This is a genomic window from Campylobacter gastrosuis (assembly GCF_030249845.1).
In the GTDB taxonomy this organism is placed as follows: Bacteria; Campylobacterota; Campylobacteria; order Campylobacterales; family Campylobacteraceae; genus Campylobacter_A; species Campylobacter_A gastrosuis.
Genome location: NZ_JANURM010000002.1, coordinates 15,937 through 42,567, shown reverse-complemented (window position 1 = coordinate 42,567; position 26,631 = coordinate 15,937). Strand labels below are relative to the sequence as shown.

Annotated in this window: 32 protein-coding genes, 1 tRNA gene and 2 pseudogenes; 5 read left to right on the top strand and 30 right to left on the bottom strand. The window is 38.3% G+C overall.

Features of this window, described 5'->3' with window-relative positions; genetic code table 11:
• Positions 1-7: 7 nt before the first annotated feature.
• The 8 genes from NYG85_RS02210 to NYG85_RS02175 are packed head-to-tail and all read right to left on the bottom strand — an operon-like array spanning position 8 to position 4,403.
• Positions 8-346 carry a beta/alpha barrel domain-containing protein gene (locus tag NYG85_RS02210; RefSeq protein ID WP_284936848.1) on the bottom strand — a complete coding sequence of 113 codons (339 nt, stop codon included), beginning with the start codon at positions 344-346 and terminating at the stop codon, positions 8-10.
• Positions 336-596, bottom strand: a complete 261-nt coding sequence (locus NYG85_RS02205) for a helicase (protein ID WP_284936847.1) — start codon at positions 594-596, stop codon at positions 336-338. Before NYG85_RS02205 ends, NYG85_RS02210 begins: the two co-directional genes overlap by 11 nt.
• A complete protein-coding gene (locus tag NYG85_RS02200; protein WP_284936846.1) occupies positions 586-2,655 on the bottom strand; it encodes a heavy metal translocating P-type ATPase in 2,070 nt (689 codons plus the stop codon). Before NYG85_RS02200 ends, NYG85_RS02205 begins: the two co-directional genes overlap by 11 nt.
• A complete protein-coding gene (locus NYG85_RS02195) occupies positions 2,639-2,923 on the bottom strand; it encodes a YtxH domain-containing protein (RefSeq protein WP_284936845.1) in 285 nt (94 codons plus the stop codon). The genes NYG85_RS02200 and NYG85_RS02195 overlap by 17 nt, the downstream gene beginning before the upstream one ends.
• 8 nt (positions 2,924-2,931) lie before the next feature.
• Complete coding sequence (locus NYG85_RS02190; protein WP_284936844.1) at positions 2,932-3,219, bottom strand: Cys/Met metabolism pyridoxal-phosphate-dependent enzyme; 288 nt, start codon at positions 3,217-3,219, stop codon at positions 2,932-2,934.
• 2 nt (positions 3,220-3,221) lie between these two features.
• Entirely contained in the window at positions 3,222-3,509 is a 288-nt protein-coding gene (locus tag NYG85_RS02185; RefSeq protein WP_284936843.1) for a hypothetical protein, read from the bottom strand.
• On the bottom strand, positions 3,499-4,089 hold the full coding sequence (locus NYG85_RS02180; RefSeq protein ID WP_284936842.1) for a ferritin-like domain-containing protein: 591 nt from the start codon (positions 4,087-4,089) through the stop codon (positions 3,499-3,501). Before NYG85_RS02180 ends, NYG85_RS02185 begins: the two co-directional genes overlap by 11 nt.
• Entirely contained in the window at positions 4,086-4,403 is a 318-nt protein-coding gene (locus NYG85_RS02175; RefSeq protein ID WP_284936841.1) for an HMA2 domain-containing protein, read from the bottom strand. Before NYG85_RS02175 ends, NYG85_RS02180 begins: the two co-directional genes overlap by 4 nt.
• A gap of 145 nt (positions 4,404-4,548) precedes the next feature.
• Here NYG85_RS02175 and NYG85_RS02170 point away from each other — a divergent pair, with 145 nt between their 5' ends.
• Positions 4,549-4,758, top strand: a complete 210-nt coding sequence (locus NYG85_RS02170; RefSeq protein WP_284936840.1) for a hypothetical protein — start codon at positions 4,549-4,551, stop codon at positions 4,756-4,758.
• A gap of 14 nt (positions 4,759-4,772) precedes the next feature.
• Here the strand turns inward: NYG85_RS02170 and NYG85_RS02165 are convergent.
• Together NYG85_RS02165 and NYG85_RS02160 are read right to left on the bottom strand one after the other, a co-directional pair.
• Positions 4,773-6,236: pseudogene (locus NYG85_RS02165) on the bottom strand (DNA translocase FtsK); the annotation flags it as partial.
• 722 nt (positions 6,237-6,958) lie between these two features.
• Positions 6,959-9,352: a flagellin N-terminal helical domain-containing protein gene (locus NYG85_RS02160; protein ID WP_284936838.1), complete on the bottom strand. Its 2,394-nt coding sequence runs from the start codon at positions 9,350-9,352 to the stop codon at positions 6,959-6,961.
• A 108-nt stretch (positions 9,353-9,460) separates the two neighbouring features.
• Here NYG85_RS02160 and NYG85_RS02155 point away from each other — a divergent pair, with 108 nt between their 5' ends.
• The 3 genes from NYG85_RS02155 (at position 9,461) to NYG85_RS02145 (ending at position 10,733) form a co-directional block, all read left to right on the top strand.
• Complete coding sequence (locus NYG85_RS02155) at positions 9,461-10,192, top strand: YaaA family protein (RefSeq protein ID WP_284936837.1); 732 nt, start codon at positions 9,461-9,463, stop codon at positions 10,190-10,192.
• Between the two features lie 112 nt (positions 10,193-10,304).
• Entirely contained in the window at positions 10,305-10,607 is a 303-nt protein-coding gene (locus NYG85_RS02150; RefSeq protein ID WP_284936836.1) for an HU family DNA-binding protein, read from the top strand.
• 39 nt (positions 10,608-10,646) lie between these two features.
• Positions 10,647-10,733: transfer RNA gene (locus tag NYG85_RS02145), tRNA-Leu, on the top strand.
• Between the two features lie 63 nt (positions 10,734-10,796).
• On the opposite strand, the gene NYG85_RS02140 is transcribed toward NYG85_RS02145, so the two are convergent.
• The 17 genes and pseudogenes from NYG85_RS02140 to NYG85_RS02060 form a co-directional block, all read right to left on the bottom strand.
• Positions 10,797-11,654, bottom strand: coding sequence for a DUF8810 domain-containing protein (locus tag NYG85_RS02140; protein ID WP_284937133.1), 858 nt, complete (start codon positions 11,652-11,654; stop codon positions 10,797-10,799).
• A gap of 114 nt (positions 11,655-11,768) precedes the next feature.
• The gene (locus tag NYG85_RS02135; RefSeq protein ID WP_284936835.1) at positions 11,769-12,425 is read right to left on the bottom strand and encodes a S24 family peptidase; all 657 of its coding nucleotides are present in this window, start codon (positions 12,423-12,425) and stop codon (positions 11,769-11,771) included.
• 96 nt (positions 12,426-12,521) lie between these two features.
• Positions 12,522-13,345: pseudogene (locus NYG85_RS02130) on the bottom strand (DNA adenine methylase).
• Positions 13,346-13,440: 95 nt separating this feature from the next.
• Entirely contained in the window at positions 13,441-13,863 is a 423-nt protein-coding gene (locus tag NYG85_RS02125) for a DUF5675 family protein (protein WP_284936834.1), read from the bottom strand.
• Positions 13,838-14,188, bottom strand: coding sequence for a phage holin family protein (locus tag NYG85_RS02120; protein WP_284936833.1), 351 nt, complete (start codon positions 14,186-14,188; stop codon positions 13,838-13,840). The genes NYG85_RS02125 and NYG85_RS02120 overlap by 26 nt, the downstream gene beginning before the upstream one ends.
• Positions 14,185-14,343, bottom strand: coding sequence for a hypothetical protein (locus NYG85_RS02115; RefSeq protein ID WP_284936831.1), 159 nt, complete (start codon positions 14,341-14,343; stop codon positions 14,185-14,187). The genes NYG85_RS02120 and NYG85_RS02115 overlap by 4 nt, the downstream gene beginning before the upstream one ends.
• Entirely contained in the window at positions 14,336-14,485 is a 150-nt protein-coding gene (locus tag NYG85_RS02110; RefSeq protein ID WP_284936830.1) for a hypothetical protein, read from the bottom strand. Before NYG85_RS02110 ends, NYG85_RS02115 begins: the two co-directional genes overlap by 8 nt.
• A 77-nt stretch (positions 14,486-14,562) precedes the next feature.
• Positions 14,563-14,916: a hypothetical protein gene (locus tag NYG85_RS02105; protein WP_284936829.1), complete on the bottom strand. Its 354-nt coding sequence runs from the start codon at positions 14,914-14,916 to the stop codon at positions 14,563-14,565.
• 21 nt (positions 14,917-14,937) lie between these two features.
• Positions 14,938-15,300: a DUF1353 domain-containing protein gene (locus tag NYG85_RS02100; protein ID WP_284936827.1), complete on the bottom strand. Its 363-nt coding sequence runs from the start codon at positions 15,298-15,300 to the stop codon at positions 14,938-14,940.
• 117 nt (positions 15,301-15,417) lie between these two features.
• Positions 15,418-15,924 (bottom strand): hypothetical protein, encoded by a 507-nt coding sequence (locus tag NYG85_RS02095; protein ID WP_284936825.1) that lies wholly within the window; start codon positions 15,922-15,924, stop codon positions 15,418-15,420.
• A 10-nt stretch (positions 15,925-15,934) separates the two neighbouring features.
• Positions 15,935-16,171: a hypothetical protein gene (locus tag NYG85_RS02090; protein ID WP_284936823.1), complete on the bottom strand. Its 237-nt coding sequence runs from the start codon at positions 16,169-16,171 to the stop codon at positions 15,935-15,937.
• A 77-nt stretch (positions 16,172-16,248) separates the two neighbouring features.
• Positions 16,249-17,181 (bottom strand): hypothetical protein, encoded by a 933-nt coding sequence (locus NYG85_RS02085; protein WP_284936822.1) that lies wholly within the window; start codon positions 17,179-17,181, stop codon positions 16,249-16,251.
• Between the two features lies 1 nt (position 17,182).
• Positions 17,183-20,884, bottom strand: a complete 3,702-nt coding sequence (gene gpJ, locus NYG85_RS02080; RefSeq protein WP_284936821.1) for a TipJ family phage tail tip protein — start codon at positions 20,882-20,884, stop codon at positions 17,183-17,185.
• Positions 20,881-21,498: a DUF1833 family protein gene (locus NYG85_RS02075; RefSeq protein WP_284936819.1), complete on the bottom strand. Its 618-nt coding sequence runs from the start codon at positions 21,496-21,498 to the stop codon at positions 20,881-20,883. Before NYG85_RS02075 ends, gpJ begins: the two co-directional genes overlap by 4 nt.
• Entirely contained in the window at positions 21,495-21,830 is a 336-nt protein-coding gene (locus NYG85_RS02070) for a hypothetical protein (protein WP_284936818.1), read from the bottom strand. Before NYG85_RS02070 ends, NYG85_RS02075 begins: the two co-directional genes overlap by 4 nt.
• Positions 21,811-22,179: a hypothetical protein gene (locus NYG85_RS02065; RefSeq protein WP_284936817.1), complete on the bottom strand. Its 369-nt coding sequence runs from the start codon at positions 22,177-22,179 to the stop codon at positions 21,811-21,813. The genes NYG85_RS02070 and NYG85_RS02065 overlap by 20 nt, the downstream gene beginning before the upstream one ends.
• On the bottom strand, positions 22,176-24,869 hold the full coding sequence (locus NYG85_RS02060) for a hypothetical protein (protein ID WP_284936815.1): 2,694 nt from the start codon (positions 24,867-24,869) through the stop codon (positions 22,176-22,178). Before NYG85_RS02060 ends, NYG85_RS02065 begins: the two co-directional genes overlap by 4 nt.
• 172 nt (positions 24,870-25,041) lie before the next feature.
• Here NYG85_RS02060 and NYG85_RS02055 point away from each other — a divergent pair, with 172 nt between their 5' ends.
• Positions 25,042-25,227, top strand: coding sequence for a hypothetical protein (locus tag NYG85_RS02055; RefSeq protein ID WP_284936814.1), 186 nt, complete (start codon positions 25,042-25,044; stop codon positions 25,225-25,227).
• Here the strand turns inward: NYG85_RS02055 and NYG85_RS02050 are convergent.
• The 3 genes from NYG85_RS02050 to NYG85_RS02040 form a co-directional block, all read right to left on the bottom strand.
• Entirely contained in the window at positions 25,224-25,394 is a 171-nt protein-coding gene (locus tag NYG85_RS02050) for a hypothetical protein (RefSeq protein WP_284936813.1), read from the bottom strand. The genes NYG85_RS02055 and NYG85_RS02050 overlap by 4 nt on opposite strands.
• A gap of 74 nt (positions 25,395-25,468) precedes the next feature.
• Complete coding sequence (locus tag NYG85_RS02045) at positions 25,469-25,933, bottom strand: hypothetical protein (RefSeq protein WP_284936811.1); 465 nt, start codon at positions 25,931-25,933, stop codon at positions 25,469-25,471.
• Positions 25,930-26,622 carry a hypothetical protein gene (locus tag NYG85_RS02040; RefSeq protein WP_284936810.1) on the bottom strand — a complete coding sequence of 231 codons (693 nt, stop codon included), beginning with the start codon at positions 26,620-26,622 and terminating at the stop codon, positions 25,930-25,932. The genes NYG85_RS02045 and NYG85_RS02040 overlap by 4 nt, the downstream gene beginning before the upstream one ends.
• Positions 26,623-26,631: the final 9 nt, after the last annotated feature.

Sequence of the window (26,631 nt, the reverse complement as noted above, 5' to 3'; positions counted from 1 at the left end):
TTTTTATTTACGGCTTTGATTTTTGTGCCATTTGATTTGTGTAGGTTGAGATTTTAACCGAGTATTCAAGCAAAATTTGTGACACCTTCCACGCCTTGTGGATATTTAAAAAGCTACCTTTTAAAAGACAAATTTCGCTATTTTGGCTAAAATTTTGCCCATTTTTGCCAAGTTTTAAGACCTCACACTCCAAACGCCTAGCTATATCTTTTATGAAATTTTCGCCACTAAAAACGATATTTTCTCGTGTGAAAATTCTCAAAATGCTTGGCGTTTGTAGGTTAAAATCATCGCCCAAAAGCTCTGTCGTAAGATCAATTAGCCCCACATCATCGCTAATTATCACTTTTTAGCCTTGCCTTTTGGGCTTGTTTTTGCAAGAATTTCTTAAAAATTCCATTATCATAAAGCCCGGCGTGATACACACTAAACGCCACCATAGCGACACCAGCGACTATGTGAGCCCTTTTAAAAGCCCTATTTTTCATATTAAAAGCAGTGATTGTCAAAACCGCAAGTGAAGCGGTCATACCAGCCTTTGCCACCTGTCTGTGAGTTGGTATATCAAAGAGTTTGCCACTTAATTTACTTTTCAATTTTGATGCCTTTCATTGAGTTTAAAAGTAGCCAAATTGTCGTGCCATTGTGAAGCACAGCCGTTGCGATAGGGTTTAAAAACCCAAGCGTGGCAGCACCTAATATGGCTGAGTTTATGCCAACGGTCGCTTTAAAATTCGTATCAATCAGTTTCATTGTCTTAACCGCCATCTCCTTTGCCACAGCCACACTCATAATGTCATCTTTAAGCAGACTAATATCAGCCGTAGCCTTTGCAATATCAGCACCTTTATGCATACTAATGCCGACATTTGCCTTTGTAAGGCTTGGAGCGTCATTTATGCCATCTCCGACAAATGCCACGTTTGCACCATTTGCTTTAAGCTCCTCAATGATGCGTGATTTATCGGTAGGCAGACAATTAGCAAAGACCTTATCAATCCCAAGCTCCGCTGCGACCTGCTCAGCTTTTTCTTTAATATCGCCACTAAGCATAACAAGCTCTTTTACGCCTAAATTTCTAAGCCGATTTAGCATATCTTTGGCGTTTTCTCTCATCTCATCTTTCATAGCAATCACGCCAACAAGCTCCCTGTCATAGCCGATATAAAGTAACGTAAGTCCGCTGTTTAGGGCTTTGCTGATAGTTTGCTCGTGCAAGGAGAAGTCAATCATCTCGTCATCTTCTAAAAAGTGGCGAGAGCCGATGACGACCTCTTTGCCGTTCATTGAGGTTTTTACGCCGTGAGCTACGATAAACTCAACTTCATCGTGATGAATGTGATCAAATCCACGCTTTCTGGCTGCATCAACTATCGCTTCTGCTACTGGATGAAAGTAATGCTCTTCGGCACTTGCGGTTAAATTTAGCAAGTCATTTTGGCTCATATCATCTTTAAATGAGTAAATTTCAACCACGCTTAACTGCCCTTTTGTAAGTGTGCCGGTCTTATCAAAAACAAAAGTATCAGCGTTATTTAGGGCTTCAATCGCCTTTGCACCTTTGATTAAAATTCCATTTCGCCCAGCCTTTGAAATGCTTGATTTAAAAGCCACCGGCGTGGCTAATTTTAAAGCACACGAGTAATCAGCCTGTAAAACGGACGCCACGCTATCCATATTTTTATTTATCACGTAGCTAACACCAGCTAGCGAGAGCGTGACTGGCACTAGGCTATCGGCTAGTTTTGTAGCCTTTAAGCCGATGCTTGACTTTTCGTTTAAAGAGCTTTGGATATACTCTTTTATCCTTGCTGTTGCCGTATCAGCACCGACATTTTCAGACCAAATTTTAATCCTGCCCTCTTCTACAATCGTCCCGCTTATGACCCTGTCACCACGCTGTTTTATAACCGGCTCAGCCTCGCCAGTCATTGAAACTTGATTTACACTTGCCTCGCCCTCAACAATATAGCCATCAACGCCGATATTTTCGCCAGCTCCGACCACTACGATATCGCCTTTTTTAAGGGTTGCTGTTTTAACTCTGTTTAAAATTTTCTCCCCATTTTGATTTATCTCAACCCAGACCTCTTCAATGTTTGGCTTGGCTAACTCTTTAATCAAATCATCGCTTCTATGAACGGCACTCTCCTCCATATACTCGCCAAGGCTTAGCATTAAATTCGTGCTATTTGCCGCTGTAAAATCGCTTCTAGCAATGCTTACGCCAACAGCCATAGCTTCAAGCACCTTTGAGGTTAGCCCATCGTTTTTTAGCTCCAAAACGCCATCTTTTAGCAGATTAAATCCAGCATAAAGGCTAAGTGCCATTTTGGCTTTTTGGTTTGAAACAAGGGGCGAGGCGACTAGCGTAAGGGCTGATTTGTAAATTTCAGCTTTGCTAATGCCGTGCGTTTTTGGCTTTGTTTTTAGCTCTAAATTCTCAATGAATTTTACGATTTTATCAGCATTTGTATCGTGAGTAATGATGATACTTTTTGCGGATTTATTAACCCTAACGCTATTTACACCGCTAAATTCGCTAATACTTGCTTCAATGTGGCTAATGTCGCTTAAATCTGAAATTTCTGCCACGCCAAAACGCACACGATTTGGCGTTTGGTGCAAAATTTTAACGCTATTTTTGTGCTTCAAGCTCAGCCTTAACATCTTCAAAACGCTCTTTTAGCTCTTCAATGCCAGCGTTTATTAAATTTGAGCCTTTAATTATGGCTTTAAATAAGCTCTCTTGTGCCTTTGGATTGCTTAGCACGTAGGCAGCGACAGCACCGATTAGAGCACCTTTGACAAACCCAGCAGCGTTAAAATTCTCAGGCACGAAAGGCAAATTTTGTGCCACTTCGTTTATTGCGTTATCTACCGCGCTTGGCTGATTTTGTTGATTTATGTATGGATTTTTCATTACTATCCTTATTTGATGATTTTTTGTGCTAAATAGACACCAGCAATGCCCACAGCAACGCTAATAGCGGCGTTTGCGTAGCGTCCTTGCACTAGTGAATTTGAGGCATTTATCACGCTTGCTGTTGCGATACCGCCTGAAATTGCGTTTTTAACGACATTTTTTACAATTTGCGTCGTTTCTAAATTTTGCGATAAATCATATCCAAGTGTCGTAATGCCACCAAGCAATGCACCGCTTAAAAGGTGATCTGCTGGTAATCTTGTGGTTGAAAATTTAGTTAAACTTGTCTGCATTTTTAGCCCTCAATCTCTGGCGTAACTACCTTTTTTACGGCACGTTTTTTTCTAGGTTTTTTAGCCACCACAGCCTCTTTTGGCTCACTTTTTCTAGTGCGTCTTTTTCTAGTGCCTTTTAGCTCATCAAGTCCGCTAAGTGCTAACTCTTTGCCGCGATTTAGGCTATTTGTCGCTAAATCTTTTAGCTCATCTTTTTTACTCCACGCAACTACAGCTAACGCGCCAGCTGCGATACCTGCGATAAATGGTAACATATTTGCTCCTTTGAAATTTGTATTATTTTTCATTTTTGTCCTCTAAATTTTTAGCTATCAAACTAGCACCAAAAGCACCCAAGGCAAGTCCAGAAAAAAACGAAAACTGCGGATGATTTAGGACGTTTGAGATTGCGTTTTTATCGGCTTTGCCAGAGATTATATCTTGTAAATTTTGTGTGATATTAGCAAAATCTTTTTGGCTTTTTTCTATAAAATTTGTAGTGCTTTCTTGCGATAAACACGACTTTAACTGCTCCTTTAAAGCCACGATATATTCGTTATTTGAAGTCGCCCAAAGTCTAAAAATGATATCTTTTAGCTCATCGTTTTTTAGCTCATCGGTTAAATTTTCGTAAGTGTAGCAGAGTGAATTTTCGTAATTTATCGCAAAAATTAGTGCGTCATCTAAATTTTTTGGATAAAAACTAGGCAAATCATCGCCGATTTTTAGCTCAATTTCGTTTGCTTTTGCGAAATTTTCTAAAAGCGTTAAGCCATTTTTTCTAATTTGGCATATTTGAGTAAAAATTTCAGAATAACTGCTTAAATTTTCATACATTTTAATGCCACTAACTTCGGCAATATATGCGATTTCTAGGCTCTCTTTCATAAAATATCCTTTGAAATATCGTTTATTTTTTGGCTTAAAATTTCTAAGTTTTTACCAGCTAAAAGCTCGTCCCACTCAGATTTTTTAAAAATCAAATTATCGTATTGTATCGTAACCGAACCTATTATTTTATTAAATTTTACGCTTTTTATCCCATTTATTTTTGATATTAAATTATCAATATTATTTAGCTCAACTTCGCCTGAAAGCTCCCTGATTTTGGGGCTTACACGCACTCTTAATCTGCCTTCTGTGTGGCTAATTGGTGTAAAATAAGAGATAATCTTTATTAAAATTTCTGGTGTTATACTCATTAAAAATTCCCTATCTTTTTATCATTTTGTATATCATTTTGATAAAACAAACGTTGGCAATTCTATCACAAAAAACTTAAATAAAGCATAATATAAGGTTCTTTTGGTATAGTTTCGCAATTTTTTAAAGCACAAAAGGACGTTTATGACATACGACGAGTTAGAATTAGACGCTGTTTTGCTTGAAGTTTTAGAAAATCGCGGTAGCTTTGATTCACTTGATGATGAGGAGCTATACGAGCTAATTGAGCAAATAGCTGGATATACTGACGGGGACGTGGAGGAGGCGTTTGAGTATATGACGCAGTTCTCTCCGATCCCAAAGAAACGCTTCGTTTCACTTTTTATGGTTTAGCACTTTTGCTAAACCTACAATATCTCCCTTTGACCTTTTGAATTTACTGGACTTACGACGCCCATTTTCTCCATTTGTTCAAGTATATTTGCCGAGCGATTATATCCCACGCCAAGTCTTCGCTGTAAGTAGCTAATTGAGGTCTTTTGCTCACTTAAAACTATCTCTTTTGCCTCATTATAAAGCGGGTCAAGCTCACCAGCACTTAAAGCCACCTCGCCATTTTCGCTGCCACCACTGCCACTTTCGGCTAAAAATTTCTCATCATAAACGACCTCTTGCTGTGATTTTAAAAACTCAACGATATTTTCTATCTCTTTCTCACTAGCAAATGGTGCGTGAAGTCTTATAATGCCGGGACTGCCCGGCGGAGTAAATAGCATATCGCCACGCCCTAAAAGGCTTTCAGCTCCCATTTGATCTAAAATCACCTTACTATCAACTCTCTGCCCTACCCTGTAACTCACACGGCTTGGCAAATTCGCTTTAATTAGCCCAGTTACGACATCCACGCTTGGGCGTTGTGTGGCGACTATTAGGTGTATGCCGCTAGCCCTTGCCATTTGCGCTAGGCGTCCGATATAAAGCTCCACGTCCTTACCGCTTGTCATCATCAAATCAGCAAGCTCATCAATAATAACCACAATGTAAGGTAGCTGCTCCCCACCCTCGGCTTTCATCTTTTCGTTATAGCTTTCAATGTTTTTCGTGCGAGTATGGCTCATTATCGTGTATCTTCGCTCCATTTCAGCGACCATATTTGATAGCGCCGTGATAGCCTGTTTTGCCTGTGTGATGACTGGCGTTAAGAGGTGCGGTATGTCGTTGTAAATGCTAAATTCAAGCATCTTTGGGTCAATCATCATAAGGCGTAAAGTCTGTGGGCTGTTGCGATAAAGTAGGCTTAACAGCATAGCGTTTATGCCCACGCTTTTGCCAGAGCCGGTTGTGCCAGCGATTAGCAAGTGCGGTAGTTTTTTAAGGTCGGTAACAAACGGAGTACCTACAATATCCTTGCCAAGTGCCATTGTTAGCGGACTTGAAGCGTTTTTAAAAATTTCGCTATCTAAAATTTCTTTTAGATAGATCGTTTCTGTATTTTGATTTGGCACCTCAATGCCGACTACATCTTTGCCAGGGATTGGGGCTTGGATACGTATCGTTTGGGCTTTTAGCGCCATTGCTAAATCATCTTGAAGCGTTAAAATTTTACTTACCTTGACGTCTGGCGCTGGACGAAACTCAAATGTCGTAACGATAGGACCGGTGTATGTCCTAACGACATCGCCGTTAATTTTAAATTTACGAAGTTTATCAAGCAAATCAGAGATTTTTTGGTCTATCTCAGCCTCGTTTATGTGATTTTGGCGTTTTGGTGGGTCGGCTAGGAATTTTAGCGGTGGGAGCGTAAAATCCTTTGGTTTTTCAAGTTTGCCCTTTTCTATCTCATCAAGCAGTTTTTTATTTTCAGCTACCTCGCTTAAAATTTCAACATTTGCATTTTTTAGCTCAATCGGCTGCTCTTTTGGCTCTGAAATTTCAGGCTCGTTTGCTTTTAGATCTAAATTTTCATCAATAATTTGCGTGTCAATAATCTCATCTTTTTGCTTTTTAAGCTCAATTCGCTTTGCTTTTTTTGGCGTGATTTCAGGCTCTTTTGTGAAATTTTTGCTCGGCTCAAAAAAGGCTTTTTTAAACAAAACAATAACATTATCCCTAAAAATCAGCCCAAGCGACATTACAAAAAATCCAAGTGCTACAATAAATGTGCCAAATTTACCGATAAAGCCGTTTAAAACGCTATTTATGCTACTGCCAACAAGCCCAGAATTTAGCCCACTTAATGCCATTGCCTGAAACATCAAAAGCGAAAAAAACAGAAGCAAAACACCAAAGCCACCCTCGGCAAACTCACTCGTAAATCCCCTAAATTTATAAAATCCACTCGCTAAAAGCACGAGCATAAAAAATGGATAAATGTAGGCAAAAAAGCCAAAAAATTTAAGATTAAAACTACCTAGAAATTTACCGACAGAGCCGACAAAATCGGCATTTGGTAAAAATGTGCATAAGCCAAAAAATACTAAAACACACATAGCAAAAACAAACAAACAATGACGTAAAATTTCAGATCCTTTAATTAATTTAAAATCAGGATTATAGCACGTAAGGGTTAAAAAAAGCCTAAGAAAACTTAGGCTTACATATAGTTAAGAAGGCTTAGCTGGTTGATTTTTGAGGTGGCTTGAAGCATTGCTTGATAGCTCATCATATTTTGCATCAGGCTTAAATAGCTCTCGGCGTAATCAGCGTTTATAACGTCGCTTTTTACGCTCTCAACATTTACTTTCATCAGCCTTGCTCTGTTGTTTGTATCTTCAAGCAGGTTTGTATATGAGCCGATTTTTACCTTCTCTTTATTTATGTGATCCATTAAGTGATCAATTCTTTCAATACCGCCTTGAATTCCCGTATTTCTAGGGTCAGCACTATCGGCTTCTGTCCTAAAATAGCCGTTTCTAACAGCCTCTATCATCTTAGTAAGGTCGCTAAAAAGATCAATGCTTGGCTCATCAATGGCTATTGCGTTATTCTCCATAAAGCTAAACACCGAGCCGTTGCCTTGCCTTGTAGCCGCTGTCGTGCCAGTGCTATCGCCTAAAAACTGACCGCCATTATTTGCTTTATCATACATCGTAAGCTCTACATTTGTAACAGATGACATCTTATCAGTTAGCTCAATTTGCCCTCTATGATTTAAATTTACCTCAATCGCACCCTTTGACTTATCAATAGCAGTTTTATACGCCTCGTAGTTTTGGCGTCTTTTTTCTATCGCCTCTGGGTGGTCGCTATCTATTGATACTGCTGCACCGCCACCGACTGGGACGAAATTCCCCTCGGCGTGAGGCGGATTTGGGATATTATCACTAGCTGCCATTGCGACTATATCCATTAGCTGTCGGTAGCTAAAATCAGGCGTTCTTGTGCGGTATTCGCCGTGCTCATCGGCGTTATAAACGGTTAGCGTTCTAGTTTGATTAGCATATCCTGGATAGGTCGGTGTGCCGTCGGCATTTGTGCCTTTTATTGAAAAGCTAACTGGGGCGTTTGGATTGTGAGTGCCCATTTTTACATCTATTTCATAAGTCGTGCCGAGCTTTGATTTTACCTTCATTGAGATTGTTTGATTATCAATGTTATACAAATCGTGATCTTTTGGGTCAATCCCCTTTGGGTAAAAATTCACATCATACGTGTCTTTTACGTATTGCACCTGTCCGTTTATGGTCTTTTGCACCGCTCTTGTGCCTGCTACTTCGCTTAGTCTTGTGTTTTCAGTCGCATATTCGCCAGTTTTTCTTACCACTTGCGAAACGTTTGAGCTTAGGGTGTTATCTTTGGCACTAAACTGCACCTTATCATAATCAAATGGATTTACCATTTCGCCGTTTATATCGGTATATTTGTTTTTTGTAAAAGTTGTAATATGCACTGGCAATTTACCTGCTGGGATTGCTACGGCTGGATTTGCAGCGTTTTCAAGGTCGGCTAGACTGCTTACACTTGATGGCGGATTTGCATTGGTGTTGTTTATTAAATTTCTATTTAGCACCTTCTCAGTCGCACCAACTAAACTAAAATCAAGCACCTGAGCACCCTTTGTCAGATCCTTTACCACGATTTGTCCGTCGTTGTTGATATTTACATCAACAACCTTTGTGCGTGTTGTGTTGCCAAATTCTATGCCGATTTTATCCATTAAGCCACGAATTGTCGTATCAGCCGTGAGTTTAAATTTTGACGTAAAGCTCGTGCCGTCGCTCTTTTTGCCCTGCATATAAAAGTAAGTATCGGGGTATTTTACATCTGAATTATCCAAAAAATCATAATCAGAGTTTAAACTAGCCTTATTTTGGACATAATCAAGTCCGACTAAATGCTTGATTTTGCTCTCTTCGGTTAAAATTTTCTCTGGTGCATCTGGGTCTTGGCGAGTGTTGTCGGTTAGCTTTACGTTGGTTGTTAAAACCTTATTATAATCATCATCTTTGCCTAAAAATAGGTCATATCCATTTAAATTATATGGGATTTCTACCTTTGAGCCAGCGATCGTTCTCATCTGCTCTTTGTTGCCATTGTAGCTGCCATTTTGGCTAATCGGCTTTGTATCAACGGCTGAACCAGAGAATAAAAACTGCCCATTTAGCGATGTGTTTGCGATATTCATTAGGTGATCTTTTATGCCCTCTAAGTCGTTTGCGATAGCACCAAGAGAGGTCGTGTTATGCACGTCGCTTGCAGCTTGGACTAGCTTTACCTTAAAATTTTCAAGCTGTTTGCTAAATTCTTGCAATGATTTATCGCTATTTTTTGCAAAATTTTGAGATTTTGAAGTAGCAGTAACCACCTGATCAAGCGAAGTGATCTCATAATCAAGTCTCATAGCGTCGTTATAAATACTTGCATTTTCAAATGAATTTTGTATCTTTAAACCGCTTGAAATTTGCATATTGTGCTTTTGAACGCCCTGCATACCACGCTGATAATCATACATAGTTTGAGCGTATTTCCATTGATTTGTTATTCTCATCTTAACCCCTAAATTTTCATAAAACTAGCAAAAAAAGTTCCACTTGTGCTAATATCGGACAAAATGGATAAAAATTTATACTATAATCAGATTTAAAAAGGGGTAAAAATGAAAATTTTATTTTCGCCAAGCGAAGCAAAAAGCAGTTTAAGTAGCGATATTTTGCTAAGTAGCAAGAATTTTACATTTAGCGATTTATACCAAAAACGCCTAAACATTATAAATTTATACGATGAATTTTTACAAAATGCAAGCAATGATGAGATTTTAGCCCTTTTTGGCGTGAAAAATTATGATGAAAATTTTAGAGTTAGTCTGTTTAAAAAGGGTTGCATAAAGGCGATTAGACGCTACACTGGCGTGGCTTACTCGCACCTAAAATACGATGATTTAAGCCAAAATGCTAAAAATTTCATAGATGAAAATGTGCTGATTTTCTCAAATCTCTTTGGAGCTATTTTAGCAAAGGATTTAATCCCAGAATACAAACTAAAACAGGGCGAAAAAATTAAAAATTTTGATATAGAAAAATTTTATAAAGAAAATTTTAGTCATAAAATTGATGAATTTTTAAAAGATGAGCTTGTTTTGGATTTAAGGGCGAGTTTTTACGAGAAATTTTACACGCTAAAACAGGAGCATTTTGCCTTTAAATTCACAAAAAATAAAAAAGTCGTAAGCCACTACGCAAAAGCCTATCGTGGATTGGTTTTAAAATGCGTCGCAAACAGCTTAATCTCAAACAAAGATGAGCTTTTAGCACTACAAATAGACGGCTTAAAGCTCGTTGATATTAAAAAAATTGGCTTAAAAAACGAGCTTTTGTTTGAAATTTTTTGATAAATAGCGAATTTTTGGCGTTTTTTTGCAAAAATTCGTAAAAATCTATTGTGTTTTTTTAAAAAAAATTGTAGAATAGCCCCTACATTACTTCTTTTAAAGGATATTTACAATGAAAAAGGCTGATTTTATTCAAGCTGTTGCTGAGAAGGCTGGACTTTCAAAAAAAGACTCAACAAAAGCTGTTGATGCTACGCTAGAAGCGATCTCTGCTGCACTTATTAAGGGTGATAGCATTAGCTTTATTGGTTTTGGCACATTTAGCACTGCTGATAGAGCCGCTAGAAAAGCAAGAGTGCCGGGTACAAACAAAACTATTGATGTCCCAGCAAGCAAAGCTGTGAAATTTAAAGTAGGCAAAAAGCTTAAAGAAGCTGTTGCTGCTACAAACGCTAAAAAATCTAAGAAAAAGTAATTTTTAGCACATTTAGGTTCGTCGCTTGGCGAACCTTGTGCCTGAGTGGTGAAACTGGTAGACGCGCCAGACTCAAAATCTGGTAAGGGCGACCTTGTGTCGGTTCGAGTCCGACCTCAGGCACCATTTTTATTTATTGTTTTAATCAAACGTTTTTAAATCGCTCCGACTTGTTTTAATAAATTTTCATTAACCTTTTACGATAGCGATTTCATCATCGCTTAGTCCGTAAAGTAAAAAGACCATATCATCTAGCTCATTTTCAAATTTTGCGATACTAGCTTTTAAGCGTGAAATTTCAGCCGTGTCGTTTTCAAAAATCGCTCTCCACTCGTTTTTAAACGTCCTCTCATCTAGCTTGTCTTTAAATTTCAACCCCTTAGCCTTAGCAAACTCCTTAATAAACTCATCAAAGCCAAGCTCGTAAAATTTCGCTAACTTCGTAGGTAGCTTATCAAGTCCAAGCTCACGAGTGAAGTCATCTATCTGCCTTTGTAGCGACTTGTTTAAGGATATTAGCTCATCAGCGATTTTGATAAACGGCTCTTGATCGGCTAAATTTTCAAGCTTTGGCAAACCAAATGGCTCAATAAATTTCGTTTTAAACCTAAAATATTCTCCACGAAGTTCAGAGCCTGTATTTTTAATAAAAAACCACATAAGAGATGAGTTTAGAATTGACAAATAAAATTTATAACCTTGCCTGTAATTTTCTTTTAAAATTAGAGCGTATGAAGTGTCGTTGTGATAAAAATCGCCGTTTTCATCAAAGCACATTGATGAGCCATAGCAAACATCTGGCGTTAATAGTTTTTTAGCACCCAAATTTTTAATATTTCTGAAATTCCATAGCGAATACCAACTCGGATACGCCATATTTGCCGAGCCACGAGCCAAAAGTCGGTCGCGAATTTGACTTAATGCGTTGTAGGTTAGTGGAAAATTTTTCTGCATTGTTTGCTCATCTATAAGCTGTGTTTTATCGTTTATAAGTTCATAAGGATATATGATATACTCTTTTTTATCATTTAAATAATATCTCTGAATATGTAAAACCGCTTTTCAAATCAAAGTCATTTTATGCTTAAAATCAAAGTGGGTTAAAAGCAGCATTTTCTCACTTTGATTTCTAACCCAAAATTTACATATTTTAAACACCCTTTAAAGCCAATTTACATCCCTCATAAGTCCGATAAACTTACCCACTATCTTGCACTCACACGCATAGTATCTAATAGGTGTATATAAAGGATTATAAGACACCAACATAAACTCATCTCCTTGCTTATAACACTCCTTTATCACAAGCCCATCAGGCGTATTTATGGCATATATTTCGCCGTCCTTATATGGCATACTTATACCTATCATGCATAAATCACCTTCCATTATATGAGGCTCCATGCTATCACCCATACATGAGATTATATCAGCAGGATACATCTCGCCAGCGTTTCCTCTACCAAAGTGTCTTAAAAGCCTCTTATCTATCACCACCTCGTCAAACTCTTCTTCGTCATTATTAGCTCCTCCGCCAAGACTAGCCTTTGCGTTAAACAACCTAAGTGTCTTATATCTGCGCTCTGCCTCTTCAAGACTCTCTCCTTGCTGATTATAGAAAAATAGATTTATTGAGATTTTACGCTTTGATAGAAAATCCATAATCTCCTTATATGGGACTGAGTTTCTAAATTTCATTTGAGTATAGGCATTTGGAGTAATGCCAAGCTCTCTTGCTACGTCTGCGTCTTTTATACTCTTTTTGCCTTCCGTTGCTAGTATATCCTTTAGCTTCTCATTTATCTCGTTCATATCCATTTTAACTTCCTTTGATTATAAAATATAAGCAAATTTAGCCAAATATCTTTAAAAACGTAAAATTATTTTATTTTGTAATAAGGCGGAGTTAACCGCCTAGAAGTTCATTATCAAAAGCTCACTCTTTACTCTATCGCTTGACTTTGCGTTTAAGCTGTAGTTTACTGATAGCTCCTTAAATTTAAAGCCCCCCGTATAGATGCCTTACCACCTCACAGTCGTTATAGCTAAGCATAAACTTACCCTTTATGCTCTTTAAAATTTTAGCTAAGTTTTCGTGATCTATCATAGTAAAGCCATTTATCATCTTATAGTAGTTTTCAGTGCCTACATAAGGCGGATCAACGTAAAAGAGCGTTTCATTGCTATCATACTCTTTAATAAGCTTTTCATAGCTTAGGTTTTTAATCAAAGCACGCTTTAATCTCTTTGAGTGAGCTATAAAATCCCTATAAATACTCTTACCACTTCTGCTTTTTCCCATAGCAAAATGATCTCCTTTTGCACCAAAACCAGCACAGCGGTGCCGTTAGGCAGGTTTCTAGGTGAAGCGAAGCGTAACTGGAAAAGCTAGTAGCAAGCAGATAAAAATAAAAAGCTGCTCTTTGTATATCGTTTCTTGGTTTTATTTTGCCTTGTTTTACGAGATAAAATAACTCCCTACTTCTAAGCATTGTATTTAACTCAGCCGATAAGCTCTGCGGTTTAGTTTTTATGATGCGGTGTAGATTGATAAGATCACCATTAATGTCATTTACGATCTCTACTTTTGACGGCTCTTTCTGGTAGAATACAGATAATGCTCCACCAAATACCTCTACGTATCTTACGTGAGGTGACATAAGAGGGATGATGTGCTTAGCTAGTAAGCTTTTACCACCTACCCAGCCAAATGGTGCTTTTAGTTTTGTCTGTTTCATATAAACTCCTTACAGAATAAAATAAATTTGTTGCCTATCTGTAAAGGGTTATATAATCACACGTTGCTTATCTGTAAAGATGGTTTAAAAGGCGTTTATTCGCCTTTTAAAATCCCACTTTTTATCTCAACTGTTAGCTTTTGGTTTATAGTTAAACCTAAAAATCTATCCAGCATATCCTTTGAGTTATACACGCCCTTATTATCAAAGCTACCACCAAGCAGTATACACCCCTCGGTATCTTTTGGGAAGTTGCCGTGGTGGATTAGGATATACCTATTTTTAGGCACATTTTCATTATGCAAAAGTGGCAATAAGCGTTTAAATTTAGGGCTATTATGCCACGCCACATCATACACTCCCACAGGCACACGTCTATCTAGACCACGCCGTACTTCGTCCTTTCCGGCTGGCTCAAGACTAAAACCCTTTAAAAGCTCCTTTTTGCCGTCCATTAGCGTAAACCGCCCCAAAGTTCCGTCGTGTATATCTCTAAACCTCGTTATTATTAGTTTCATCTTTCTCTCCTGCTAGTTTCATTACTCTTTTTATAAATAAATTTTCAAACAAAGTTATAGCCCTTGTCCCCATATGTGCTGATATGGCTATACATACAGCTCCTAGCAGGTCATCTATGTTAGCCCACTTACATAATAGATAGGTTATAATACCTATGAATGAGCTTATGACTATGTCCCCCACCCACTCACGAAGTGAGAAGTATGGAAGCTCTTTATTTTTAACTCTCTTTACTGTATAGACTGTTCCAGCCCATATGCTAAGCACGATAACATACAAAGGTACTGAAATTTTAAATAGCTCCTCAAGAACTCTATCACTCATTTTTTAACTCCGTAAAATAAATTATTGCGTAGCTGGGTTGTAGAAGCTGAGTCTTCATACTTCCCCTTTTTTAATTCGCTTACGCTCGTAACTGCAAACAGAACGTTTGGCCACGCCCTCCCAGCAGTGAGCGTTTTATAAATGACTTCACTCATCAACACACCCTTTTAGAAGTATCTCCACCTCTTCGTAGTATCTCATTAAGTCCTTTGCACTCTCTAAATTTTCACTATCATACACAGGCTTAACAGGCATAGTATCAAGACATTTTACAGGTATGTATACGTCTTGATACACTGTTTTAGTTATCAGCTCTTGCTTTGTATTACACCCCGTAAAAAACAACCCAACCACTGCAAATAATAAAATACGCTTCATCTCTTACCTCCTAAAAGCTCCTCATAAAATCTAAGCTTCGCACTGCAATTTGCATCTTTTTTAGGCACGCTTATAGCTTTAAATTTAGCGTTTAGGCTCTCTACCTGCTCTTTTGCTCTTAGCTCATCAGCCCTTATCCTCTCAAGCTTTAAATTTATAAGCTCTATCTTTGACTTGCACTCACCCTCACTTGCCTGGGCTAGCATAGTGTTAGCCTTTTGTAAGCTTAGCTTGTCTTTTAGGCTTGCTATCTCATCTCTAAGCTCATCTATACACCACAAAAGACCAACCATCAAAGCAAAAGCAAGACACATAGCCACATACGCATAAGTTGATTTTAAAAATGGCATTTTCACACTCCATAATATTTTTTACTTCGCAAACGAGCTAAGCCCGTCGCTCTCGGCGACGCCGTATCTTATTAGGTGATACACCCTGCAAGCGTAGTAAAAAGCGTAAATTTTCCACTTAGCTACTCCAAGTTCCGTCATCATCTTTTTTAAAATTTCATCGGCTTTTTTGTATTCTTCTTTGTCGCAAAGATAGTCGTGAATGACTACCGCCGATAAGTATTCAGGGCTATTAGGTGGATAGATACTCCACAGTAGACGTGGTACATTAGCTCCGTTTGTTTTATATCCAGCAGGTACTATTATCTCACCATACTTATAATCCTGCGTTAGTTCAAATTTATCTTTATCATATGGTTTTAGTATTGGACGACTTATCTTCATATTCCTTTTACTCCGTAAAATAAATTATTGCGTAGCACCGCTCGTAATCGCAGGGCGACATACCCTGGTTTTTCGCTTCGGCACGGACGATAAGCAGTTATCGTCCTACTTCGTGCCTTACTCATCACTTAGCTCCAGCTTAGGCATATCTTTTAGCACTTCATCCATACTTAGGGTTGTTATATCTATCTCTCCACTTTGAATTTTACCTAGCAGAGCATATCCCCAGCTCCACACATTGGCTCTCCATTTTCCGTAAGCCTCGGCTTGTGCCCTAAATGGGTTTTCATATCCTGCATAGCTTACAGCAGATACTATGTTGTCGTATCCTCGCTCTTTTGCTTTAGTGTCTAAGATATTTTGCACTGTGGTTTTAAACTCATATTCTAAAGTTATCATAATCTCCCCAATGCTTGGTGGCTCTTCCTTCATCTCTTCTAAGGTAGCTTCTACTTCTTTTTTATATAATTCTTTGGTTTCTAAATTTATATGTGTAGCTTGTGTTTTTACGGCTTCCTGCCATACTTTCTCGCTTATACTCATATTTGGTGTTGGGATATTTTCGTAGCCCTCAGGATAGTATCCCCATATTTCTAACGTATCTTGTTTATAGTGAACTTTCATTTTTTATCCTTTAATAACCTATTGCAAAATATACACCAGACACGGTTGAGTCCATAGTATTTATAAAGCTAAAACCAGCATTATCCATATTTGCTTTATAAAACACTCTTACTACATTATTAAAACCAACCGAAGTATATATTGTGCTCCCATCACGGTCTGTGGCGCCAGTAGAAACATCCATAAGTGAGCTAGACCCTGTTCCAAACCCGTTTTCTGTAACATTTGTTGTGATAATATCTTGCACAAATATGTTTTGTGAAACACCATTAAGGCTTAAAAAACAGTATCCTATGCAAGCTGTAGGAAAAGCTTTTGCAAAAGCTATCCTAGTTGTTGCCGCAGTAGTTTTTTTCTAGTTCCGCTTCCACGTGCAGTACCAGCTGCCGCACGAAAAGATGCCGTCCTAAAAAGCAACACTCCATCCGATGACTGCAGTGATGCAGTTATAAATTCCTTTAACTTGCTCAGTGTCATCGCCCTAAGATAGTTATCCGTATTTTTAAATATTAGCTGAGAGCTTACGTTAGCCAAGCTATCCTGCACGGCTTGTGTCATATTAAAGTGATTAGCTGTTATATGACGCCCTGCAAAGTCGCCGTTAGCATCACGTTTTACTACCTTGTTTGCACCATTTACACTGCTAAGAGCTGAGCCACTTAGCTCGCCGTTAAAGATTTGCGCTACTCTAAAAGTGTTTGTTTCGTTAGTTTTAGCTGTATTAGCAGTTAGGCTGTCTACTTCCGCTTTTGTATACACATTTAAAACTTCACGAAGTTTAGCCTGATTCATTTGGCGTAAGTAGCCATCTGCGTTTCTAAAAATCAGGAACGAACTGGTGCTAGCTGACGCACTATCATTATTTATGGTTGTATTTATGTAGCCAGTCCAAATTCTACCACTACCATCACGCTTTACACCCTTGTTTATCACGTTTGAAGTTTCTATATCATTACTACTTAGTTTTGATTTTAAAAGTGTATCTATCTCTTTTGTTGAGTAGCCATTTTTTATAGCTCCTGTGCCTACATCTATCTCACATATTACTCCCCAAGCATTATTTTCTGAATTTCTTAGTTTTAGATAGTGTGTTTTTGTATCCGCAGTGTCAAGCCATATCATCCCACCTTGTGGATTTGGTGGCTCAGTAGCCCCACTATTTTGTGTAAGCAGAGCTGTTAGTTTTTTTATAGTTTGTGCTCTAAAAGCAGTTCCGCTTAGATTTGCTGGTATGTTAAAATTTGATACCTGTGCCATATTAATACCCCTTTGCTATATAGTTAAATTCTCTTTTCACGCTTACTCCGTTTTTATCTATTATTTTTATACTAAATCCTTTGTTTGTTTGGTTTGTTAGCACCGCATCATCTCCGCTTTTTGCGTTTATGATAGTTATTTGCACCTTTGGGGCTATACTAAAATCATTTTTGTATCTTATGCTTATCTCTCCGGTGGTGCTACTTGTGCTACTCTCGCTCTCTATCACGTCAGGCATATCTACAAGTATGTTTAAAGCGTTTATAAACGGCGTTATAAGCTCATTTTTTGCACTCATAACTACTCTAAATTTAAACTCCTTAGCGATATACTCGCCACTTTCAAACATCTTAAATTCACTCCAACTTACGCCGTCTTTTGAGGTTGAAATCTCAAGCCTTGCTATGTAGTCGTTTTCGTTAGCGCCGTCTATATTTTCTACTAAGTCTATATTTTTAAACGTGTCAAAGTTTGAGTTTAGCACCAGACCGCTAACATCCATAAAGGCATTTATGTTACACACCTTTTCTCTACTTAGCCTAATCACCTTTTTAATATCATAAATACCATTAAGTGTGCTTAGCTTTCTTTTGCTTATATCCGCCTCTTCATACTCACCCAAAAGACATAGTCCGTTATTTGACACCTGAGTATTATTATGTCCTCCGTCCCAAGCCGGGTGCGAGATATACTCCATCACATTTACGTCAAGCCTACTCTCATCTACTACAAGACGAGTAGCAAGTCCTGAGTAAATTTTAAGTCCGTAGCTATTTTCATAGTAAGACTTTATTAGATACGTGCCGTTAAAATTTAATCCAGCCGTTAGCTGTGCTGTATCTGCCACCTTATATCCAAGCTCCCAGTCCTCGCCCTTTCGTATCTCATAGCCTAAAGCCTTACCGCTGCTCTCCCAGTAGCCATAAAGCTTATTGTCTTTATAAATAGTGCTAAAACCCCTTACCTCTTTTGGCGGCGACGCTTTTAGAGTGATTTTTTCTTGCTTACTCTTTATGCTGCTTGTGTCTACGGCTATGACACTTATATAGCTTAGCTCCTCATCTTTTTTTATCTTTGTGCTTAGATTTGTGGTGGTATCTACTAAATAGCCGTTTTTATAAATTTCATAGTGTTTAAAGTCGATAGGCTTATCGTCATAGCTCCAGCTTAGCTCATACTCGTCTAAAAACTCAGCCATAGCTAGGTTTGTTACCGGTGGTGGAGGGGATAGTTTGCCTACTACTTTATGGGTTTTATCGATTCTGCTTCCAAAGCTATCGCTTATGCTTATCTCATACTCCGACCCGTCTTTTACCGCTATCTCTAAGAAGCTATCATTTACAATTGCAGTAGATACCTTACCGCTCTTTATCTCTTTTAGACGGACGTTATAGCTAAGAGCCGAGCCACGCCATGCTAAATTTAGATATGTTTGAATGTTTTTATTTGCTTCAAGTCTTAAACTCTCGTTTATACGTAGGTTGCTAATACTCAAACTTGAACTATTTTGCGAAGAGATAAGCTCACTATCGTTATAGACATCCTCGTTATATTCAAGTGCGGTTATATGGCGTGTAAATTCTCCGCTAGTTGATATTTTTATGATGCGATAGAGCTTACTTATCTTATTTATCTCACCTATGGCGTAGTTATCATACATCTTGTAGCTTTCGCCGTTTAGCTCTACTCTTATTTTATTTGGTGCTATGATGTCAAGCACCATATACTCTTTAACCTCATTTAGATCATTTTTAAGTTGCAAGGCATATCCTGTAAAGTCCCTAAAATCTATCTCTCTATCAAGCGTAATCACACCCGTACTACTAACATCTACAAGCCTTCCGCTAAAACCATACTCCGGCACGTCGTGGCTAACTCTAATGATATCGCCGTATCTACACACTAGACTATCTTTGTCGGCTTCAAACTCCACTGTTTGCGTTAAGTAACGGTTGCAGTTTAGTAAAAACCTACCATAAGCTCTAGCTTGTGCTTCGTCTGTACAGCCCGGTAAGGTTATAGATGTTTTATTACTTACCCTGCTTTTGTTGTAGTTGTGTGCCATAAGTGAAACTATGCTCGGCTCATAGTCTTTATCTTTATCGTAGTAGGTTATTTCAAGAAAATTTGCCCTATCAATAAGTGGTAAAAAGGTCTGTTTGAAGCTATCTTTTAGGATGTTACCCATACCAAACATAAAACTTTGAACTGGTATAAGCTCTGCTTTATCCACTATCACGTCAAAGCGTGAGCCCATTTGAACAACACTAGCACGTCCTAACGTGCTTACCATATCAAGTGCCTTTTTAACACTCATCTCACTATCAAAGACTATGTTGCACTTTAAATTTTTATCATCGCAAAATTTAGCCCACTCGTTAAAGTTTGAGCTTATTCTATCCTCACTTACTCCGCTATCTTTTAGTATCTGTTTACACACATAAGCTGGATTATCTGAGTTTGCACTAACCACACAAGTTATGATTGGTGCTCCGCCGTTTAGCTGATCTGTTGCCATAGCACGCACGGCTAAAAGTGCAGTGTTTGGATATACAAAGTCATCCTTTGTGGTTTCCGTGATATATTCAAGCACACACTCACTACCATATCTACTTGAAGTAGCAGGAGTGCTATTAAATCTTGCCCTTATGTAGTACTTAGCTGGATATAGATTATCCATCTTATAGGTTTTTCTAAATGCCGATGTTGAAGCCGCACTTATGCTAGTTGGCATACCTGTAAAGCTTAGCCACGTTTTATTATCAAGCGAGTACTCTATGCTAACGCTTATAGAGTAGTTATCTAATGCGCCTTTATCGTTTGCATAGTATAGACCCCTTGACATAAGCAAAGTTACACTTAGGCTGCTTACTGCGTTGCCGTCCGTTTCGCTTATACTATAACTTTGATTAGCAGAGAGTTTTTTATTTACTGGTTTATCATAGTGTGTATCATTAAAGCTAGGTATTATCTTTTGCGTGGTAGTGCCGTTTCTTACCTCATACTTTACCTCTTTAAAATTTTTAATATCATCTTTATTTATACGTATGTCGCTAACGCTCTTTATCTCGCCATCATTTAGGGCATACAGTCCGTTAAAGTACTGCTTGTCGCCATTTGTTTGTATGTAGCTAGCGATGAGTGGCGGTGTTATCTTATGGGTGCCATAAATTTTAGGTATAACCTGTGCTTGCTTGGCGTGGTTTGTAGCCACTCCCCAGCCGTAGGTTTGCGAGTTTTTAAAGTCTTGTTTGTTTAGATCAAGGCTTGGTGTTTGCGGTGGAAAGATAGCATTTACAAGTAGGCTTCCAGTTATCATAATACCAGCCATAATAGCACCTTGCGTCATAGCTACAGCAGTAGCACTCATACTGGCCGCCATAGCACTCCCAGCAAACGCAGTAGCCGCACCATAACTCACTATGGTAACAACCACCATAGCTATTAGTCCAAGTATATTTTTACCGCCACCACCGCCACCTTTTGGAACTATGGTTATGTTGATTATATCTCCATCATCTATTTCAAAAAAACCATCCATAATGACACTATTTTTTGAAATCACTAAGTCATAAATAGTATTGTCATATTTTAAATCTCTTAAAAGCTCATCGATATTTTTATAGCTTCCGCTAGTTTTTATGACTCTATCAAGTGGATTTAATACATTGTTATAGGTTACTACTTTTGTTTGGTTTTTCATTTTTTATAGCCCCCACTTATACCTAAAAATCCACCAAACCTAACAGAGTTATTCTTTAGTCTGCAGTCGTTTAAGCTCTTATCACAAGTAGTATCACTCCCTTTATATCCACAGCACTCATCTTTAAATTTAAAAGAGCAAAAGTCCTTATACATCTTACGCGGTGGATAGCTTAGGTTAAATAGGCTTTGGGTGCCTAGGTTAAAAGTTACAAATTTGGAGTTTGAACTAAAATCACTAAGCTCAAAGAACTCTTCAAGTATAGCAGAGTTTAGATCAAGTGTGTTTAACACGTAGGCTTTAGCCTCTATGGCCACATTTTGGCTACCGCTTCGTTTTACATACTCATCATACTCTAAGATATATCTTTGCATAGCGCGACTTGTATTGTCTATATTTAGAGTAAATTTTGGTATTTCTCCTTTTGCGGTAGTTATCTCTGATATATTAAACGGAAATGCTATAAATTCATAGCCTTTAAAAGTTATATTTTCATTGTTGGCGACTACTCTGATAACCTCACCGCTGGGTAAAAATATCTCAAGTGCTACAAGTATAACGCCTTTGCTATCTAGGCTATTTAGATCTTTTATGGTTGTTAAATTTAAACTCATATTTCTATAAGCTCCACTTTGGTGCTACAATGTCCGCTAAAATCATCATTTGCCACTAGCTCATCCATAGCAAACACACAAACCTTGCGGATGTTTTCTATGGGGTGTGTGAAATAAAATTTTTCGCCTTGGTTTGTTTTAAAAAACTCATTCAAGATGTTAAATTCATCATATGTTAAACTTGGGTAGTTTAGGCTATATTTGCTCTTATCTCTTGTATATTTTTTTCTTGCAAAGATATATCCAGCCTCACTCTCGCTTCTTTGTGTTGGGTTTATGGTCGTGCGTGTAGGGCCTAAAAACATAGGCGGTTTAGTTGGATATGTATTCATAAAACCCCTCCACAAGTCTTTCTAAATTTCTAAATGGTTCTACTATTGCTCCGGTGTCCTTTGTCGTGTGTAAAACGTGGTTTTCATCTATCATATACCCAAAGTGAGTAACGATTTTAGGGTGGTTTGTGTCGTATTTTATAGCTACACATACGCCCTTTTGTCGCTCCACCCTTTGCCAGTTGGTTGAGATTTCAGCCAAAAACTCACTAAACACTGCACCCGAACGCTCCGCCTGCGCTTTAGCTGGTGGTATGATGATACCGCGGTCTATTTCGTATGCCTTGCGTACCAAAGCAAAGCAGTCAAGTTCAAAAAACGGAGTGCCAACCAAGTCCCTTAATATCATCTACTACCTCCCATAATGTCACGCATTCCACTTTTGTTTGTTGTTACAGCATTTATCACTATAGATATTACTTGCTCTTCTAAATTTTGTCTTGTTTGCACGTTTGTTACCTTTACATCCTCTTTGGTTTGATTTATTACCTCTATCTTTACGTTGTTTGGAGTGTTTTCATTTTGCACTCTTACACCTAAGTCGCCGTTTTTTGTGCGAGTTAGCGGCATTATGGCTTCTGGGCTTCCGCCGTTTTTCTCACCCATTACGCCAAGACTTGGCACACCACCACTGGCAAATTTAAAGTAGGTTGGCTTACTTACTACCTTATTTACGTATTGGTGCAAATCAGGACTATTTAAAATACCTCCAGTGGCAAACCTATTGGCAAAACTTGTCCCAGCAAACAGCCCAGAGCCTGAAACATAGTTTGTGTTTTGAGCGGATGAATTTAATACTTGTGGCATACCTCCAGCTGGTAGAGCCTCATTTGCACCACCACCCATCATCCCACCTATTGCACCGCGTATTGCTGAGATGATTTGAGATATTATAAGCTCCCTAACCAAAGCCTTATAAATATCGTTTAACACACTCTTTGCAACATCTCCAAATTTTAAAAACCTATCACTTGAGTAGTCAAAAAAGCTCATCATAGAACTCTCTAAGCTACTAAGCCCGCTTTGCATCACTTGCCCCCAACTTGAGGCATCAAATAGCTGTTTTTGATATAGTTGCTCTTCTAGTGCTATGGCTTTATCGTAGTATTCTTGTGTTATCTGTTCTCGCTCAAGCATAGCGTTATACTGCATAAGTGTCTTTTCATACTCTATACTTAGCAGTGTTTGTGTTTTTGTGGTATTTGTATCTATCAGCTCAGCTTCACGGCGTCTTAGCTGGGATTTCCTATCTTCAAGCTCAAGCTCTTTATTTAGAGCCTCTATCGCCTTTTGTTTCCTCTCCTCATTTACTCTTTTAAAATACTCATCTTTATTTAAATTTATAATGCTACTTGTATCAAACGCATTTATATTTGCATTTTTAAGCTGCTCTCTTAGCTCAAGCTCCCTTATAGCCCAAGCCTTGCCATAATCTCCTATTTGCTCGTAATAGTCCTTATATATGCCTTGTTGTAGTTTTAGGATATCTTTTGTTTTGCCTACATTGCCTTGATCTACTCCTACTGGATTTGGTTTGATCGTATCTTTTAACCCATCACTTTCTAGCTCTTTTGGCTCATTTTTAAAGCCCTGCAAGCTAAGTTCACGCTCCACGCTAGCCTTTTTATATCCTTCTATAAGTCCTTGCAGTGCTTCGTTTTCACTAGTTAGTAGGTTTATTTGTTTTTTGATGCCCTTAGCAGAGTCCCCACTTGAAAAGATATTGTAGCTATCGTTTAGCTCCGCAAAAAACTCCTTTGCTTTTAGCCCTGATATCTTTATGTCGTTTATAAACTGATAAATTTTAACCTGTGCTATTTGTAGCTGTGTGGCAAAAGCATCTAAAAATCTATATATCCATTGTTGCACGCTATTTAGCTTCTGCGCTCCGCTATCAAGCCCTTTATTTAGTGCCTTTATAGCATCTTTTGCCTCGTATATAAGATAGATAGTAGCCGTTGGTAAAAGAGTTTTAAACGCTGTATTAAGTATATTTAAACCCCTACTTAAAGCAGCAGTAGCCACCAGTGAAGCCGTGAGAGAATTTACAAAGACCGTCTTAAACCCAGCTATAACCACTCCCATACCGCTAAGAGCAAAAGCACTAAGTTTTACCGCCCCAAAGGCTAGTGCGAGTTTAGCTAGCACCTCTATACCATCAGTTATATGTCTAAAATACTTGGTGAGCCACTCTCTGTTTTCTTTGATAAAATTTGTAAAATCACTTAATGAGCTAGTGATACGGTCAAACAGCGGTTTAGATAGCTCTTTTAAGATATCACTTAACTCATTTTTAAGCCCACCCAGTGCCACATCATAGCTTTTAGCTGCCTCGCCTGATAGCTCTTTAAAATTTGCTAGTTTTTCTATTAGGTAGTCATATAGCTTGCCACTCTCATTTGCCTTTTTAAGCTCCTCATTTGTAAGTCCCACTATCTTCATAAAGCTTCCCATCTCAGAAGCTGCTACAACTGTGCCAGTAGCTAAGCTATCCATCATAGGCGTAAGTGCTTTTAAGTCTTTACCAACAGCCTGTGCGGCTAATGCTATGCTGTCCATAGCCACTACGGCTTTATCTTTATCTCCTTGATTGGCTGAAGTTGCGTAAAACATATTAAAAGACTCAGCTATCTCGCTAAGGCTAAATTTAGTCCTTTGATTAGTAGTGTTTAACTCTTTTAATATCTTCTCGCTCTCTTTTAAGCCCATTCTCCATTTTTGCTGTGTGTTTATGGCATTACCTAGAGTGCTTATGTTTGATGAGTTTGCAGCTATTAGCCCCGTTAGTTGGATTTTTAGATTTTCAAATACCCTGTTAGCCTCTATACCGCTCTTTGCTATATCTTTTATCTTGATAGCAGCACCGGTAAAAACACCTAAACTAAGGGCTATCTTGCCAAAACTGCTATTTAACGCATTTGCGATAGTGTCTGTGTTGCTTAGGCTTTTACCCAGCTCATTTACATCCTTTCTAGCTGCCTTTACCTCGTAAGTACTAGCTCCGATGACGATTTTTATATTTACATCGTTATTTGCCATGAGCAAAACCCTTTAGAGAACGCGAACTGCTTCGCGTTCGTGGTTGAGCGAAAAGGGGAAGTATGAAGCTTTAGCTTCTACGACCCCGCTACGCCATAATGTAGTTAGCGGTAGCAAACTTTCTATTTCTAGCCTTTTATGGTAAAATAGTAGAAAAAACACAGGAGTTAATATGATTTGGTTTTTTATAAAATGTCTGCTTATAGCCTTTTTTGCACCCATCATACTCTTTATGTTTGTAGATATTATCGCCACTGACTTTGACGGATTTTTACTGCTCATAGTAGCTGCTATCTTTGTAGCCATAGCACAGATTATAGACAATAAAAAAGCTAAAAAACGCACATCCATCCTTTAATCATTGCTTTGTAAGCCAAAAATCAACTGCTTACAAACTCCATAAAACCACAAAAAATCTATTTCGCACTCTTTGCAAAACTCTTTAAGCACCAAGCTATCAAGGCTATACTCCACGCTCTTTATTCCACTTCTTGTATTTAGTGCTAGGTTAAAGCCTTGATACATTACCCTCTCAAACTCATCAAGCCCAAATTCATCAAGACTTAGATTTTTAAGGGCTACAAAAGCCCTAAGCCTCTCTACTTTTTTTCACGCTCCACCCCCACAGCTCTATCTATTGCTTGCAAAAGAGAGTGGTAGCTTATGCCCTCTCGTGCTACATACTCTTTTAGTTTGTCCTTGTCCTCGCCCTCTACGCAAAGCTCAAACCTTTTCATAGCCACAGCCTCTAAATCCACGCTTTTATCATCAAACTCTTTTAGCTTGCTTTTTTTATCCGCTATCTCATCAAGTAAGGCAAATATCTCATTTGTAAGCTCTCTTTTTTCATTGCCACTTAACTCTTTTACAAGCTCTTTTTTAAGCTCTTTTTTCTCATTAAGTAGCTCTATCTCGCCCCTTAGCTCATCATATGAGTCCATATCAGCCTTTAATGTCTTAAAGTCAGACAAAAACTCATCACTTTGCTTTTTGTTTGGGTCTTTATAGACAAGCTTAAATTTAGCCTCATCAACCTCTAGCGTAAAAGGAAATTTAGTTCTCATTCATCCACTCCGTCAATTAGTGTAAATATATCCTCATCATCCACCTTTATAGCCTTCCCACTTAGAGCAAGTTTTATAAAGTCATCTCCCACAAGTCCAAACTCCCCCTCATAACGCAGATTTACCTTTGGTATGATTAGGATTTGTGCTTTGCCAGTGGCTAGGTTTATACCATCGACTACTATGCGACCCATATTATTGCTTCTGCTTTCTGGATTTAGTATTTTTACCCTTGATGGGTATGTTTTACTAGCTAGGCTTAGTGCGTCAAACTCTTCATTTGTAGCATTTTCAGTAAGGATATAGATTTTGCCATCCTTTAGCACCGCATCACCTACCTTGCCACTTACATTTGCACTACCATCAAGTATAGCCTTGCCGTTTATAAACCTATCTCCCACCGAGTAAGTCTTATCCTTTACAAGCCCTTTAAACGCCAGTGCTAAATTTGCAAGGCTTAAATCGCCAATTTCAGTGCTAAACTCATAAGTCGTCTTAGTTTCTATCTCAGATGCCGTAGCCCCAAGGCTTGTATCGTTACTTAAAAGCTCTTTTACCTCCGAGCTTCTGTTTAGGCTAACCTTTTGGTTGTAGCCAAGTATTATCTCTTCTCCATACTCGCCATTTGAATTTATAGGCGTAAATCTAACCTCGCCACTAGACAACCTTGCTAGTTTTTCTTGTTTCATCCTTACTCC